Origin of the sequence: Flavobacterium sp. YJ01 (genome assembly GCF_029320955.1) — a bacterium.
Lineage (GTDB): Bacteria > Bacteroidota > Bacteroidia > Flavobacteriales > Flavobacteriaceae > Flavobacterium.
On sequence record NZ_CP119757.1, the window covers coordinates 3,400,806 to 3,417,032 of the forward strand.

The following is a 16,227-nucleotide window of genomic DNA, read 5'->3' on the forward strand; positions in this document are numbered from 1 at the left end:
TTAAAAAAGTGATATTTGTAACAATTGTGATTTTTGCCACAGAGTATCGCAAAGATTTTCCGCAAAGATTCACGAAGTAATATTTCAAATAGTATATAAAGAAAGAAAATCTTTGTGAATCTTTGCGAGAAACCTCTGCGAATCTTTGCGGTACATTTTTTATGTGCTTTCTTTGACTATCTTTGCACTTTATAAATAACAGTATTTTATATCATGTTTCAGTTAGGGAAAACTATTATTTCAGAAGATATTCTGGAAAAAGAATTTGTGTGCAACTTGTCTGCTTGTAAAGGAGCTTGTTGTGTGGATGGAGATGCGGGTGCGCCTTTGAATGAGGCTGAAACGAAAATCTTAGAAGAAATTTATCCGAAAGTAAAACCCTTTTTACGAAAAGAGGGAATTGCGGCAATCGAAGCGCAAGGAACTTGGGTAAAAGGAACAGACGGAGATCTTGAAACTACATTAATAGATAATAAAGATTGCGCTTATGTAATCTTTGACGGAAAAACTGCGCTTTGCGGAATCGAGCAAGCTTACAATCAAGGAATCGTAGATTGGAAAAAACCAGTTTCTTGTCATTTATATCCGATTCGCGTAAAAGACTTCACAGAATTTGCGGCGGTCAATTATGATAAATGGGATATTTGCGACGATGCTTGTTCTTTAGGAAAAGAATTGGAAGTACCGGTTTATAAATTTGTCAAAGAAGCGCTAATTCGTCGTTTTGGAGAAGATTGGTATTTGGAACTTGAAAAAGTAGCAGAAGAACATAAAAATTCCTAAAAATCATCTCATAAATTATAGTCATTTTGACTACATATTTTGACTCTAAAAAATAAAGTTTTGACTCAAAAAAACTTTTTTAAAACTCTTTAAAATTTCTTGCTTTTTATATTAAAAAGTCTATATTTTACGGGGCTTCAAGGTGTATTTGTCTGTTTTAATTGATTCATTTACAGTAAATTAATTATTGTATGAAAAATGTTTCAAAAATTTAACGTTGTTAAAAACTACATCAAATTGTGAATAAGTTTGACTTTCATTTTTGACGTTAATTGACAATCTTTGTAGTCTACTGAATCAGTAAAAATTCAATAAAAAAAATAACAGAATCTGTCATGTCACAAATCGAACCAATATTACAAGAAAATAAAAATCGCTTCGTTATTTTTCCGATTAAACATCATGATATTTGGGAATGGTACAAGAAGATGGAAGCTAGTTTTTGGACTGCTGAAGAAATTGACCTACACCAAGATTTGACAGATTGGAATAATAAATTGAATGACGACGAAAGATACTTCATTAAACATATTTTGGCATTTTTCGCCGCTTCTGACGGAATCGTAAATGAAAACTTAGCTGAGAACTTTGTAAACGAAGTGCAATATGCTGAAGCGAAATTTTTCTACGGATTTCAAATCATGATGGAGAATATTCACAGTGAGACGTATTCTTTATTAATTGATACTTACGTGAAAGACGAAGCAGAAAAAACAGAATTGTTTAATGCTTTAGAAGTTTTCCCTGCTATTGCTAAAAAAGCAGAATGGGCTTTAAAATGGATCGAGTCTGATTCATTTGCTGAAAGGCTTATTGCTTTTGCTGCTGTTGAAGGAATCTTTTTCTCAGGTGCTTTCTGTTCAATTTATTGGTTGAAAAAACGTGGTTTAATGCCAGGTTTAACTTTCTCTAATGAGTTGATTTCTCGTGACGAAGGCGTACATTGTGATTTTGCAGTTCACTTGCACAATCACCATTTGGTAAACAAAGTGCCAAAAGAGAGAATTAAAGAAATCATTGTTGATGCTTTAGATATCGAAAGACAGTTTGTTACAGAATCTCTTCCGGTAAGTTTAATTGGTATGAACGCAACTTTAATGACACAATATTTAGAGTTCGTTGCTGATAGACTTTTGGTTGAATTAGGTTGTGAGCGTGTGTATGGATCAGCGAATCCGTTTGATTTCATGGACATGATCTCTCTTCAAGGAAAAACTAATTTCTTTGAAAAACGTGTTGCAGAGTATCAAAAATCTGGTGTTATGAACACAGATAGCGATGCTCAAAAAATTTCTTTTGATGCAGATTTTTAGGTAACAAAATACTTTTAGCGCCTGATCTTCCAGCAACGCTAAAAAAAGATTACAGATTTATTTTTTTAAGGTTGAATCTCTTTCCCCAAGTCGCAGGTTCAATAGCAATTTATGACGCATTTAAATTCGATTTTCGAATTTGAAACAAGTAACTATTGAGAATTTGGTAATTCTCTAAAATTAATTTAAAAACACGCAATGTTTAAGTGCCAGAGTTCGTTCTCTAAGTACTTTCATTTTTTCAATAACTATAAAAGGTAAGCTTATGTATGTAGTAAAAAGAGATGGCCACAGAGAGCCCGTAATGTTTGATAAGATTACAGAAAGAATCAAAAAGTTGTGTTACGGCTTAAATGAACTTGTAGATCCTGTTAAGGTAGCCATGAGAGTTATCGAAGGATTGTATGATGGGGTTTCTACTTCTGAATTGGATAATCTTGCGGCAGAAACAGCGGCTTCAATGACTATTGCGCATCCAGATTATGCACAATTGGCAGCGCGTGTGGCAATTTCAAATCTACATTCTAACACTAAAAAATCTTTCTCAGAGACGATGAAAGATATGTACAACTACGTAAATCCAAGAAACGGTCAAGATGCACCGTTAATTGCTGATGACGTATTTAAAGTGATTCAGGAAAATGCTGCTTTTTTAGATTCTCATATCATTTATACAAGAGATTTTAATTACGATTACTTTGGTTTCAAAACCTTAGAGCGTTCTTATCTTCTTAAAATAAACGGAAAAATCGTAGAAAGACCACAACATATGTTGATGCGTGTTTCGGTTGGTATTCACTTAGACGATTTAAAATCAGTAATTGAAACGTACGATTTAATGTCTAAAAAGTTCTTTACGCACGCAACGCCAACGTTGTTTAATGCTGGAACTCCAAAACCTCAAATGTCTTCTTGTTTCCTTTTGGCAATGCAAGATGATAGTATTGACGGAATTTACGATACATTAAAACAAACAGCAAAAATCTCTCAATCAGCGGGAGGAATCGGACTTTCTATTCATAACGTTCGTGCAACTGGATCTTACATTCGTGGTACAAACGGAACTTCAAACGGAATTGTTCCGATGTTAAGAGTATTCAACGATACCGCTCGTTATGTAGATCAAGGTGGTGGAAAACGTAAAGGAAGTTTTGCGATTTACATTGAAACATGGCATGCTGATATTTTCGATTTCTTGGATTTGAAGAAAAATACAGGAAAAGAAGAAATGCGTGCGAGAGATTTATTCTTCGCTATGTGGACTTCAGATTTATTCATGAAACGTGTTCAAGAAGATTCAACTTGGACTTTAATGTGTCCAAACGAATGTCCAGGTTTATATGATGTCTACGGAGATGAATTCGAAGCATTATATACAGATTATGAATTTAGAGGAAAAGGAAGAAAAACAATCCGCGCTCGTGAATTATGGGAAAAAATCCTAGAATCTCAAATCGAGACTGGAACACCATATATGTTGTATAAAGATGCAGCAAACCGTAAATCGAATCACAAGAATTTAGGAACTATTCGTTCGTCTAACTTGTGTACAGAGATTATGGAGTTTACATCTAAAGATGAAATTGCAGTTTGTAACTTGGCTTCTATCTCTTTACCAATGTTTATTGATAATGGAAAATTTGATCATGAAGCGCTTTACAACGTTACAAAACGCGTAACTCGTAACTTGAATAAAGTAATCGACAGAAATTACTATCCAGTAAAAGAAGCAGAAAACTCAAATATGCGCCACCGTCCAGTTGGTTTAGGTGTGCAAGGTTTAGCAGATGCTTTCATCATGTTGCGTATGCCGTTTACAAGCGATGAAGCTAAAAAATTGAACCAAGAGATTTTCGAAACATTATACTTCGCTGCTGTAACTGCTTCTATGGAAATGGCAAAAGAAGAAGGACCATATTCGACTTTCGAAGGTTCGCCAATGTCACAAGGAGAATTCCAACACAATATGTGGGGAATGAAAGATGAAGAATTATCAGGCCGTTGGGACTGGGCTTCATTAAGAAAAGAAGTTGTAGAGCATGGAGTTCGTAACTCATTGTTAGTTGCGCCAATGCCAACAGCATCAACTTCTCAGATCTTAGGAAACAACGAAGCTTTCGAACCTTATACTTCAAACATTTATACACGTCGTGTATTGTCTGGAGAGTTCATCGTAGTAAACAAACATTTACTAGAAGACTTAGTAAAACTAGGTTTATGGAACGAAGATTTGAAACAAGAAATTATGCGTCATAACGGATCTGTTCAAAATATTGATAAGATTCCACAAGACTTAAAAGATCTTTATAAAACAGTTTGGGAAATGTCGATGAAAGATATTATCGATATGTCTCGTCAAAGAGGATATTTCATTGACCAGTCTCAATCGCTAAACTTGTTCATGCAGGATGCCAACTATTCTAAACTAACGTCAATGCATTTCTACGCTTGGCAGTCTGGTTTGAAGACAGGAATGTATTACCTAAGAACAAAAGCGGCTGTAGATGCGATTAAATTCACATTAAACAACGATAAAAAAGAAGAAACAGCTCCAACATTAGTTGCAGAAACTGAAGCAATCAGCGTTGAGGATTATAAAGCTATGCTTTTAAAAGCACAAGCGGCAGATCCTGAAGATTGTGAGATGTGTGGGTCTTAATGATTTTAGATTGTAGATCTTAGATTATAGATTTTTAAAATATGAAAAGCAGTTATTGTAATGATAGCTGCTTTTTTTGTTTTAATTTTTCAAAATATATTATTTAAACATAGCCCGTGGTTTCAACCACGGGAACACAATGGATTTCCTCAACCCGTTTCCCGTGGTTGAAACCACGGGCTATATTTGATCATGATGGTTCAATGTTGTTTAAACAATATCCCTAAAAATTCCCCGTTCTAATTATTACCAAAGACTTTAAAATCTCAGCACCTCAGAATCTTAGTCCCGATAGCTATCGGGATAGCATCTTTTAAAAAATTAAACCTTTAAGAGAAACTCAAGTCTTATTGTAACAATTTCTGAACGATGAAAAAAAGCAGTCTTTGGTCCTTACGATTAGGTTTTTCAGGAAAACAAACTTCAAAAATTGAAAAACTCGGCTTAGAAAAATTTCTAAAGCAATCTTATGATTCGAAATTTGATAAAGAAATTCCAAGCTTTCTGCAAGATCAGCCTAAAACTACTTTAGAGTTGAAACAAGTTAGGGAAATAATAAAAACTTCAGATCCCGAAACTAAAAAGGAAATTCAGAAAAAAGAAAATCAAGCGACTGCCGAATTTAAAAAATGGTGGATTGGTAAAATGCGTAACGATGAATTTCCGTTGCGCGAAAACATGGTTTGTTTCTGGCAAAATCATTTTGTTTCGACTTCTCAAAAAGTAAAAATAAATTACTGGATTTACCAGCATAATATGATTTTACGCGAAAATGCTTTTGGCAATTTTAAAGAATTAACCAAGCAGATTCTAAAATCGAATGCAATGGTTCGGTATCTCGATAACGGTGACAATAAAAAAGGAAAAGTAAACGAAAACCTAAGCCGTGAATTACTCGAATTATTCACAATCGGAATTGGAAATTACACCGAAGAAGATATAAAAAACGGTGCAAAAGCTTTGGCTGGTTTAAATATTGGCGATGAAGGTGCCGTTTATAGAAAAAAAATTGAAGATAACAGCGATAAAATTTACTTCGGAAAAACCGGAAACTGGAAAGCAGACGATTTAGTCGATATTATTTTCGAACAGAAAAATATTCCGTATCTCATTACCCGAAAAATTTTGAAATGGTTTGTGTATGATAATCCGCCAGAAGATTTGGTTATTTATTATGGAGATTATTTTCGAAAGCAAAAGTTTGAAATCGAACCTTTATTAACTAAAATCTTTACAGAAGAATTCAAAAAAGAGAATTCTGGAAATAAAATCAAAAATCCGCTGGTTTATATTTTACAGCTTTGTGAGGAATTGCAGATAAAGAATGTGAATGATGCCGCAATTATGGCATTTGTAAAACAGCAAGGAATGGATTTGTACAATCAAGTAAATGTAAAAGGCTGGGACGGCGGGAATTCATGGCTCACTTCGCAGATTTATCTTCAAAGAAACAATACAGCCGATTTATTATGCAGTGGAAAAAGTCTGAATAGAAAGGTTTTGAAAACAATGGTAAACGGAGTTGAAAAAGAAAAATCAGAATATGAAAAAACTGCTGTAAAAGTCGTTTTTGATTCGAATGGAAATAATAAAACGATTATTTCTGAATTGTCAGATCGATTGTTGTTTACCGTTAGCGATTCGGCTCAGAAAGACATGGAAAATCTTTTGAAATACGATTTTGATCCCAAAGATCCACATGCTGATTTTGCTGTGGTTCGACTTTTCAATTACATCACAAAACTTCCCGAATATCAATTAATCTAAAAAGGAGTAATCATGAACAGAAGAAATTTTCTAACACTGACAGGAACTTTTACTGGCGGATTGCTTGTACTTCCTGATTTTTTACACGCTTTTGGTTCTCAGAACAATTTGGTTGTGGGAGAACAATGCATTGTTTTTGTCCAGTTAAATGGAGGAAACGATGGTTTAAATACTTTTATTCCATACGATGATCCTTTATATTATGATTTGCGAACGAAGATTGCTTTAAATAAAGATGCAGTTGTCGGGAAGAATAAAGGAATGGCATTTCATCCTTCGTTAAAAGATTTTGCTCAAATGCAGCAAAATGGCGATTTAACGGTAATTCAGAATGTCGGTTATCCAGAACCGATTCGTTCGCATTTTAGAAGTCAGGAAATTTGGCAAACAGCAACGGATTCTAATAAATATGTAAATGAAGGCTGGCTCGGAAGATTTTTGGATCTGCAATGCAACGGTCATCAGGCAACGGCGGGAATCAATTTAGATTCGATTGATAATTTGGCTTTAAAAGGTGTTGAACCGAATTTTATAACCGTAAAAGATCCAGATCGATTTAAGGTAAAACCAAAAGATGAAGATGTAACTTTATCTAAAAATCCGCATTTGGATTTTGTTCGAAAAATTGCCAATTCGGTAACCGAAGGTTCGGGTGAAATCCAGAAAGCTTTGACAAAATCTAAAACAGAAATCAGTTATCCAAAAACAGAATTGTCGAAAAATTTAGAATGGATTGCGAGATTGATAAAAGGAAATTTAAACTCAAAAGTATATTACACATCCTTAAACGGATTTGATACACACGATAATCAACTTTCTATTCACGAACGAAAACTAACTGATTTAAATGATTCTTTATTTAGTTTTTATTCTGATTTAAAAGAAGCGAAGTTATTGCAAAATGTCACAGTTGTCGTTTTCTCGGAATTCGGAAGACGCGCAAAAGACAACGGAAACGGAACCGATCACGGAACCGCGGCGCCAATGTTTATTATTGGAGGAAATAACAAAGGAACCATTTTAGGGAAAAATCCAAATCTAGCAGACTTAGATAACGGCGATTTAAAATACGAAATTGATTTTAGAAGTGTATACGCCTCTTTATTAAAAGAAAAAATGAATTTTGATTATGCTAAAATCGGGATTATGAATAAACCTGTTTCGGGGTTGTTTGCATAATCGCAATCTTGTCATTTCGAGGAACGAGAAATCTTCGCGAGTAACTCCGCAATCTAAATCGCCAATCTTTGTCGAGCCACTCGTGGAGATTTCTCGTTCCTCGAAATGACAAAAATGGTGGTTTAATATTGTCAATGAAATTAATTAGGACTAACAATTTGCGCTAATTCGTGAATTGCTTCGCCTATTCGCTATCGCTCGGGTAGTGGCGAAAAAAACTTAGCGCCTTAGCATCTCAGTACCTAAGAACCTCTCGAAACCACATTGTATATATCTCATTTTAAGCCGATTTTTTTATATTATCATACAAAACCTGCTAAATTTGTTAAGAAATCCTTTTTTGTTTCATAAAATGCAATCTTTTTTTTGGTGCACTAAAAATAATTTATACATTCGCAGAGAATTTAAAAAATAACACAAACAAATGGCAACTAACCGTTTTTATTTTAGCAACAACTTTTATTTCTTCTTTAGTAGAAGTGAGGATTGTGCTATGGTTATTTGAAAAATATAAAAGACAAATAAAACTAATATACAATCCTGATGCAAATCAGGATTTTTTTTTGAATATATGACAACGAAAATTGCAATACAAGGTATTAAAGGATCATTTCATCATCAGGTTGTAAAAGAGTATTTCTCTGAAAATGTGGATATTGATGAATGTTTGTCTTTTGAAGAATTGATCGACAGCCTTATTGCCGGAAAATCTGATCAAGCTGTTATGGCGATCGAAAATTCAATTGCAGGTCCAATTATTCCGAATTATGCTTTGATCGACAAGAATAATTTACACATAATCGGAGAGCATTATTTAAACATTCAGCAGAATTTAATGGCTTTAAAAGGTCAGAAAATTGAAGATATAAAAGAAGTTCATTCACACCCAATGGCACTTTTGCAGTGTATGGATTTCCTTAAACAATATCCGAATATCAAATTGATTGAGGATAAAGATACAGCTGAAACTGCAAGAAGAATTCAGGAAAAACAATTAACCGGAATTGCAGCAATTGCAAGTGTAACCGCTTCTGAAATGTACGATCTGGATATTATCGCGTCATCGATTCAAACAATTAAAAACAATATGACGCGTTTCGTAATCATTAAAAAGCAAAATTCATTTTTGCCAGAAAGCGAAATCAACAGAGCGTCAATCAAATTTGAATTAGATCACAAAAGAGGAAGTTTAGCAGCAGTTTTGAATGTAATGAGCGATTGCAAATTGAATTTAACAAAAATCCAGTCTCTTCCAAAAATTGAAACACCTTGGAAATATTCTTTCTTCGTAGATGTGACATTTGAGAAATACGAAGATTTTGCAAAAGCCAAAGCCCTATTAAATATAATGGCAGAATATTTTAAAGTGTTGGGAGAATATAAGAATACAAAACCACTTAGTGAGTCATAAAGTTGAAAAGCCGAAAGTCTTAAAGTCAAAAAAATAAAGAGTTTAAAAAGCCTAAAGCCTAAAGCTTACGGCCTAAAGCAAATAAAAACAATGATTACAACAGCAAAACGATTAGACACAGTTGAAGAATACTACTTCTCATCAAAACTAAGAGAAGTTCGTCAGTTGATGTCTGAAGGAAAATCGATCATCAATATGGGAATTGGAAGCCCTGATTTGAGTCCGTCAAAAGCAGTAATTGAAGCAGTCGCTGCAGCAATTCAAGACGAAAGCGGGCATGGTTATCAAAGCTATCAGGGATTACCAGAAATGAGGCAAGCGATGGCAGATTTTTATCGTGATCAGTTTGGTGTTGAAGTGAATCCGAATAATGAGATTTTACCATTAATGGGTTCGAAAGAAGGAATTATGCACATTTCGTTAGCTTTTTTAAATGAAGGCGATCACGTTTTAATTCCTAATCCGGGGTATCCAACTTATACTTCGGTAACCAATTTGGTTCAGGCAGTTCCGGTTTATTATGACTTGAAAGAAGAAAATGGCTGGGAACCGGATTTTGAAGCTTTAGAAAAATTAGATCTTTCGAAAGTAAAAATTATGTGGCTTGGATATCCTCACATGCCGACAGGAGCGAGAGGAAGTTTAGCGTTATTTGAAAAATTGGTTGCTTTTGCTAAAAAACACAATATATTATTGATCAACGACAATCCGTATAGTTTTGTTTTGAATGATAATCCGATGAGTTTATTGCAAGTTGAAGGTGCGAAAGACGTGGCTTTAGAATTGAATTCGTTAAGTAAAACATTCAACATGGCAGGCTGGAGAGTCGGAATGGTTTTAGGAAATCCTGAAATTATCGATGCAGTCCTAAAAGTAAAAAGCAACATGGACAGCGGAATGTTCTACGGAATTCAAAAAGGCGCAATCGCAGCATTAAAATGCGACAAGTCTTGGTTTGAAGACCAAAACAAAATTTACAGATGCCGTAGAGAATTAACGGAGAAATTAGCAGAAAAGCTAAACTGTAAAGTGTATAAAGAAGGAGTTGGGCTTTTTGTTTGGGCAAAATTGCCAGAAGGAATCGAATCAGCAGAGAAGTTCATTGACGAAATATTATATGAGAAGCATATTTTCATTACACCGGGAACCATTTTTGGCAGCAACGGCGAAGGTTATATCAGATTCTCATTGTGTGTGAAAGAAGAAAAAGTACAAGAAGCGATAGATCGATTTTGAAAATTTTAGATATCAGATTTTAGATTTTAGATTGTCAGGCTGAGCGAAGTCGAAGCCCGCGTTCCAATTGGAAAGCCCTTCGACTTCGCTCAGGGTGACAAATAAAAAAACAAGATTTGAAAATTAAAGAAATATGAAAGTATACGTAATAGGAATAGGGTTAATAGGTGGTTCGATGGTGTTAGACATCAAAGGACGTTATCCTGATGCGACTATTTTAGGAATCGACAGTAACGAACAACATTTGCAACAGGCAATTGATCTTGGAGTTATTGACGAAGCAGGAAGCTTTGAAGATTTACAAAAAGCAGATTTTGTAATCGTTTCAGTTCCTGTAGATGTAGCGCTAACAGTTTTGCCAAAAGTTTTGGATGCAGTTGGAGATAAAACAATTGTTTTTGAGGTTGGATCGACTAAAAAACCTATTTGTGATGCGGTTGCCAATCATCCTAAGAGAAGAAACTTTATTGCTACACATCCAATAGCAGGAACAGAGTTTTCTGGACCATCGGCGGCAATAAGAGGTTTGTTTCAAGGGAAAACAAATATTATATGTGAGGTCGAAAAGACGGCTTTTAAATTACAAGAGAAAGCATTAAATCTTTTTACCTCAATCGGAATGAGAATTCGATATATGGATCCCGTTTCACACGATAAACACATTGCTTACGTTTCGCATTTATCGCACATTAGTTCGTTTATGCTCGGAAAAACAGTAATGAATAAAGAAAAAGACGAACAAGATATTTTTGATATGGCGGGAAGTGGATTTGAAAGTACGGTTCGTTTGGCAAAAAGTTCTCCGGCCATGTGGACACCAATTTTTAAGCAAAATAAAGAACATGTTCTCGAAACTTTAGAAGCTTATATTTCAAATCTCAGTCGATTTAGAGATTTGTTAAAAGAAGAAGATTACAATGCCATTTTTGAAGAAATGGAAAGCACAAATAAAATAAAAGAAATACTAAACGGATTAACAACAACTAAAAAGTAAATTAGAATTAAGATGGAAAATAAGAAAGAAATGAGAAAGTGGTTAGAAGATTTCAATTTAAATCACCCACTTGTGATAGCTGGACCTTGTAGTGCAGAAACTGAAGATCAAGTTTTGAAAATCGCTCACGAATTAAAAGATTCAAAAGTAAGTGTTTTCAGAGCTGGAATCTGGAAACCAAGAACTCGTCCAGGAGGATTTGAAGGTATTGGAGAAATCGGATTGAAATGGTTGCAAAAAGCAAAAGCTGAAACTGGTTTATTAATGGGAACTGAAGTTGCAACTGCAGCTCACTGTAAACTAGCTTTAGAATATGATATCGACGTTTTATGGGTTGGTGCACGTACAACTGCAAACCCTTTCGCAGTTCAAGAAATTGCAGATACTTTAAAAGGAACTGATAAAATCGTTTTGGTTAAAAATCCAGTAAACCCAGATTTAGCTTTATGGTTAGGTGGTGTTGAGCGTCTTCATATGGCTGGAATCGAGAAATTAGGAGTTATCCACAGAGGTTTCTCTACTTACGAAAAAACAAAATACAGAAACATTCCAGAATGGCAGATTGCTATCGAATTGCAAAATAAATTCCCTGATTTACCATTAATCATCGATCCATCTCACATTACTGGAGATCGTAAAATGATTTTCGAAGTAACTCAAGAAGCTTTAGATTTGAACTACGACGGTATGATCATCGAGACTCACATCGATCCAGATAATGCTTGGTCTGATGCGGCTCAGCAAGTTACTCCAGATAATTTGAAACAAATCATCAAAGATTTAACAATCAGAAAAACGGATGATACTACAGATGAGTACAGCCAAAAAATGACTAAACTAAGAGCTAACATTGACGTTTTGGATGCGAACTTATTAGAGTTGTTAGGAAAACGTATGAAAGTGGCTGACGAAATTGGTCAAGTGAAAAAAGATGCAAACGTTGCGATTCTTCAAAACAACCGTTGGAACGAAATCTTAGGAAAAATGATTTTGGAAGGTGAGAAAAAAGGTCTTACTGAAGAATTCGTTTTAAGAATGTTCAAAGCAATTCACCAAGAAAGTATTGGTCACCAAGAGAAAATTTTCAACGCATAATTTTTTCGAAACCATATAAGTGATATAAGATAATTTAAGTTTTTTTAAAGCTTTGTTGTTGAGTTTAATTATATCACGCATTTAAAATTAGATTGTTTTTTAAAAATCCCTGTTGCTTTGAAAAAAGTGATGGGGATTTTTTTTGTTTTAAGAAGTGGCTATTTATATTCACTTATATAACTTATATGGTTTAAATTATTCATTTATCTTTGCAAAAGATTTAGGTTTTAATCTAAAATCTAAAATCAGAAATCTAAAGTAAAAGAATGACAGGAACCGTATATAAATCTACAGGAAGCTGGTACACCGTAAAATCTGAAAAAGGAGATTTTGTGGAATGCCGTATGAAAGGGAAATTTAGAATTAAAGGCATAAAAAGTACCAACCCAATTGCTGTAGGCGATATTGTCGATTATGAGTTGGATGAAACTTCAGATGCAGTTACGGGTACGATTCATAATATTCATGAAAGGAAAAACTATATCGTTCGTAAATCGGTTAACTTATCTAAGCAGATTCATATTATTGCTTCAAATATTGATCAAGTTTTTTTACTGATTACAATAGATAATCCGCCAACAACTACAAGTTTTATAGACCGTTTTTTGGTTACTGCCGAAGCATACGGAATCGAAGCCGTTTTGATTTTTAATAAAATTGATACTTTAAACGATCAAACTTTAGACGATCAGCTTTATTTACAACATATTTATTCTGAAATTGGATACAAATGTCTTAGAATTTCATCAACAGAAAATAAAGGGGTTGATAAATTAAAAGAAATGATGGTTGGAAAAGTGAGTATGTTTTCTGGACATTCCGGAGTTGGAAAATCAACTTTGGTAAATGCCATGGAACCAAGTCTTCACTTAAAAACTTCGGTAATTTCAGAACAAAGCAAACAAGGTCAGCATACAACCACTTTTGCCGAAATGTACGATTTGTCTTTTGATGCCAGAATTATTGATACTCCAGGAATTAAAGGTTTCGGAATCGTTGATATGGAACCTTCAGAAATCAGCGGATATTTTCCGGAATTCTTTAAATTAAAAGATCAATGCAAGTTTAACAATTGCCTGCATAAAGAGGAACCGCATTGTGCCATAAAAGCAGCTTTAGAAAAAGATGAAATCGCTTGGTCACGTTACAATAGTTATCTAAAAATCCTCGAAGGCGATGACGAGCATTATCGTACGGATACGTATGGCGAAGATCGTGCGGCGAGTGATGAAACGAGAAAGTAATTGTTAATTGTAAATGATAAATTTTTATTTATGATTGAGTGACGGCAATTTCTAATTATTACTTCTAAAGAAAAAAATCAATAATTTATAACTAACAATTAATAATTAATGAAGATTGTTATTCAAAGAGTTTCCCATGCATCAGTAACCGTTGATGGTCAAAAAACAGCAGATATTCAAAAAGGATTATTGGTTCTAGTCGGAATTGAAGATGCCGACACTCAGGAAGATATCGATTGGCTTGCTGGGAAAATCATAAAAATGAGAATTTTTGGCGACGAAAATGACGTCATGAACTGCTCAATTCAAGATATTGACGGCGATATTATTGTAGTAAGCCAATTTACACTTCACGCTTCTACAAAAAAAGGAAATCGTCCTTCTTATATAAAAGCTTCAAAACCTGAATTTGCAATTCCGATGTATGAAAAATTTGTACAAACTTTAGAAAAGGAATTTCAAAAGAAAATTCAAACCGGAATTTTTGGCGCAGATATGAAAGTTAGCCTAATAAACGATGGACCTGTTACCATTTTAATTGACAGCAAAAATAGAGAGTAAAAATTTACTAAACATTTGTTAAGATTTTCTAAAAATAATATATATTTGGAGAAAAAACTTACTAATGAAAAAACTTTTTTGCGCATTATTTTTTATCATTTTTACGGTTAATTCTTTTTCTCAAAAGATTGATTATTCGGTATTTACAATTTCCGATAGTTTGAAAGATAATGCCAATGCAGTTGTTCGTTTAGATCAGACAGATATTACGATTACTTCTCAAAGAAGTATGAACATAAAAACTCAAAGAGTTGTATCTGTTTTAAATGCCAAAGGACAGAATGATATTGACGGATATCAATATTACGACAAGTCAACTTCAATCAAAACTATAGAAGCTATTGTTTATGATGCTTTTGGTAAAGAAATCAAAAAAATTAAAAGAAAAGATTTCAGAGACCAAAGTGCTGTAAGCGGAAGCACACTTTTTTCAGATAATCGCGTTGTTTATCTGGATTATACTCCCATTTCATATCCATTTACCGTTGTCTATAATTGCGAAATAGAGACTTCAAATACCGCTTTTATTCCTCAAAAGTATTTTTTGAATGGCTATTATTTAAGTATAGAAAAATGTGCCTTGAATGTTACTTTTCCTAAAGAACTCGGATTCAAAAAGAAAGAATTTCGTTTCTCAGATTTCAATATCAAAAAAACGGTTGAAACCGATACGCAATTAAGTTATTTAGCCACAAATATTCCAGCTCAGAAACCAGAAGATTTGAGTCCTAATTATGCAGATCTATTTCCTAAAGTGATGATGGGATTGGAGAATTTTCATTTGGAAGGAGTAGACGGTAAAGCAACCACTTGGGAAGCATTTGGAAAATGGTACGGTGATAAAATTTTGACAGGAACGACAAATCTGCCGGAAGAAACCAAAGCAAAAATAAAAGCGCTTGTTGGCGATGAAAAAGATCCAATTAAAAAAGCAAAAATCATTTACGATTACGTACAGAAAAAATCTAGATATGTAAATATCGCTGTTGGAATTGGAGGTTGGAAACCCATGATGGCAAATGACGTAGATCGTTTAGGTTATGGAGATTGTAAAGCACTATCCAATTATACTAAAGCACTACTTCAGGTTGTAGATGTTCCTTCTTACAATACTATTTTATACGGAAATCCATATAAGAAAGATATTCAATCCGATTTTGTTTCGATGCAAGGAGATCATATGATTCTTGCCGTTCCAAATGGTGATAATTACGTTTGGCTAGAATGTACCAGCCAAGATGATCCTTTTGGATATCAAGGAACATTTACAGACGACCGCGATGTTTTAGTCGTGAAACCAGAAGGAGGCGAAATTGTTAGAACTAAAATCTACGATGATAGAGGAAATAAACAAGTAGCAAAAGGAAATTATTCAATTGATAAAGATGGAAATTTTTCAGGAGCTTTAGCTATAGTTTCAGAAGGAAGTCAATATGCCCAAAAATCGAGAGTTGAAACTTTTCAGCCCAACGAAAAAGAAGAGCATTATAAAGAATATTGGGATAATATCAACAATTTGAAATTGGGTAAAATAACTTTTACAAATGACAAAGAAAATATCCGTTTTACAGAAGATGTGCGTTTAAGCGCATCCAATTATGGAGCTATCTCGGGCAATAAAATGATTTTTGTAGTTGATGCATTTAATCAATCAAGTGCCAATATTAAGCGAATAAGAAACCGAAAAAATCCATTTCAAATTCAACGTGGCTATTTAGATAATGATGAAATCGAAATCAATCTTCCGGAAGGTTTTAGCATCGAATTTCTTCCTTCAAACTATGAACTAAAAGGAAAGTTTGGAGAGTATAAAACCGAAATAATTAAAAAAGAAAATAACAAACTGACTTATAAAAGGTCTATGTTTTTAAATAAAGGCAAATACTCCAATAAAGATTACGATGAGTATCGCTTATTTATGGAACAAATTTCTAGAAATGACAATGCCAAAATAATATTAACCAAGAATTAAACCGAATCCTAAC

General features: G+C 33.9%; 12 protein-coding genes. All 12 read left to right on the top strand.

Features of this window, described 5'->3' with window-relative positions:
• Window positions 1-213: 213 nt before the first annotated feature.
• On the top strand, window positions 214-783 hold the full coding sequence (locus P0R33_RS14885) for a DUF3109 family protein (protein WP_184159595.1): 570 nt from the start codon (window positions 214-216) through the stop codon (window positions 781-783).
• A gap of 335 nt (window positions 784-1,118) precedes the next feature.
• On the top strand, window positions 1,119-2,096 hold the full coding sequence (locus tag P0R33_RS14890; RefSeq protein ID WP_229355748.1) for a ribonucleotide-diphosphate reductase subunit beta: 978 nt from the start codon (window positions 1,119-1,121) through the stop codon (window positions 2,094-2,096).
• Window positions 2,097-2,361: 265 nt separating this feature from the next.
• Window positions 2,362-4,755, top strand: coding sequence for a ribonucleoside-diphosphate reductase subunit alpha (locus P0R33_RS14895; RefSeq protein WP_276171960.1), 2,394 nt, complete (start codon window positions 2,362-2,364; stop codon window positions 4,753-4,755).
• A 369-nt stretch (window positions 4,756-5,124) separates the two neighbouring features.
• Window positions 5,125-6,522: a DUF1800 domain-containing protein gene (locus P0R33_RS14900; protein ID WP_276171961.1), complete on the top strand. Its 1,398-nt coding sequence runs from the start codon at window positions 5,125-5,127 to the stop codon at window positions 6,520-6,522.
• Window positions 6,523-6,534: 12 nt separating this feature from the next.
• Window positions 6,535-7,701, top strand: a complete 1,167-nt coding sequence (locus tag P0R33_RS14905; protein ID WP_276171962.1) for a DUF1501 domain-containing protein — start codon at window positions 6,535-6,537, stop codon at window positions 7,699-7,701.
• A gap of 571 nt (window positions 7,702-8,272) precedes the next feature.
• A complete protein-coding gene (locus tag P0R33_RS14910) occupies window positions 8,273-9,112 on the top strand; it encodes a prephenate dehydratase (protein ID WP_276171963.1) in 840 nt (279 codons plus the stop codon).
• Between the two features lie 90 nt (window positions 9,113-9,202).
• Window positions 9,203-10,348 (top strand): aminotransferase class I/II-fold pyridoxal phosphate-dependent enzyme, encoded by a 1,146-nt coding sequence (locus P0R33_RS14915; protein WP_276171964.1) that lies wholly within the window; start codon window positions 9,203-9,205, stop codon window positions 10,346-10,348.
• Between the two features lie 133 nt (window positions 10,349-10,481).
• Entirely contained in the window at window positions 10,482-11,342 is an 861-nt protein-coding gene (locus tag P0R33_RS14920) for a prephenate dehydrogenase (protein ID WP_276171965.1), read from the top strand.
• 12 nt (window positions 11,343-11,354) lie between these two features.
• Window positions 11,355-12,437, top strand: coding sequence for a bifunctional 3-deoxy-7-phosphoheptulonate synthase/chorismate mutase type II (locus P0R33_RS14925; protein WP_276171966.1), 1,083 nt, complete (start codon window positions 11,355-11,357; stop codon window positions 12,435-12,437).
• Window positions 12,438-12,703: 266 nt separating this feature from the next.
• The gene (rsgA, locus tag P0R33_RS14930) at window positions 12,704-13,681 is read left to right on the top strand and encodes a ribosome small subunit-dependent GTPase A (protein ID WP_276171967.1); all 978 of its coding nucleotides are present in this window, start codon (window positions 12,704-12,706) and stop codon (window positions 13,679-13,681) included.
• A gap of 108 nt (window positions 13,682-13,789) precedes the next feature.
• Complete coding sequence (gene dtd / locus P0R33_RS14935; RefSeq protein WP_276171968.1) at window positions 13,790-14,242, top strand: D-aminoacyl-tRNA deacylase; 453 nt, start codon at window positions 13,790-13,792, stop codon at window positions 14,240-14,242.
• A 64-nt stretch (window positions 14,243-14,306) separates the two neighbouring features.
• The gene (locus P0R33_RS14940; RefSeq protein WP_276171969.1) at window positions 14,307-16,214 is read left to right on the top strand and encodes a DUF3857 domain-containing protein; all 1,908 of its coding nucleotides are present in this window, start codon (window positions 14,307-14,309) and stop codon (window positions 16,212-16,214) included.
• Window positions 16,215-16,227: the final 13 nt, after the last annotated feature.

Bases quoted from the DNA above. Each gene is read 5' to 3' on its own strand.
- P0R33_RS14890 (WP_229355748.1), top strand. From the start codon at position 1,119: ATGTCACAAATCGAACCAATATTACAAGAAAATAAAAATCGCTTCGTT.
- P0R33_RS14905 (WP_276171962.1), top strand. From the start codon at position 6,535: ATGAACAGAAGAAATTTTCTAACACTGACAGGAACTTTTACTGGCGGA.
- P0R33_RS14910 (WP_276171963.1), top strand. From the start codon at position 8,273: ATGACAACGAAAATTGCAATACAAGGTATTAAAGGATCATTTCATCAT.
- rsgA (WP_276171967.1), top strand. From the start codon at position 12,704: ATGACAGGAACCGTATATAAATCTACAGGAAGCTGGTACACCGTAAAA.
- dtd (WP_276171968.1), top strand. From the start codon at position 13,790: ATGAAGATTGTTATTCAAAGAGTTTCCCATGCATCAGTAACCGTTGAT.
- P0R33_RS14925 (WP_276171966.1), top strand. From the start codon at position 11,355: ATGGAAAATAAGAAAGAAATGAGAAAGTGGTTAGAAGATTTCAATTTA.
- P0R33_RS14915 (WP_276171964.1), top strand. From the start codon at position 9,203: ATGATTACAACAGCAAAACGATTAGACACAGTTGAAGAATACTACTTC.
- P0R33_RS14940 (WP_276171969.1), top strand. From the start codon at position 14,307: ATGAAAAAACTTTTTTGCGCATTATTTTTTATCATTTTTACGGTTAAT.
- P0R33_RS14900 (WP_276171961.1), top strand. From the start codon at position 5,125: ATGAAAAAAAGCAGTCTTTGGTCCTTACGATTAGGTTTTTCAGGAAAA.
- P0R33_RS14895 (WP_276171960.1), top strand. From the start codon at position 2,362: ATGTATGTAGTAAAAAGAGATGGCCACAGAGAGCCCGTAATGTTTGAT.
- P0R33_RS14885 (WP_184159595.1), top strand. From the start codon at position 214: ATGTTTCAGTTAGGGAAAACTATTATTTCAGAAGATATTCTGGAAAAA.
- P0R33_RS14920 (WP_276171965.1), top strand. From the start codon at position 10,482: ATGAAAGTATACGTAATAGGAATAGGGTTAATAGGTGGTTCGATGGTG.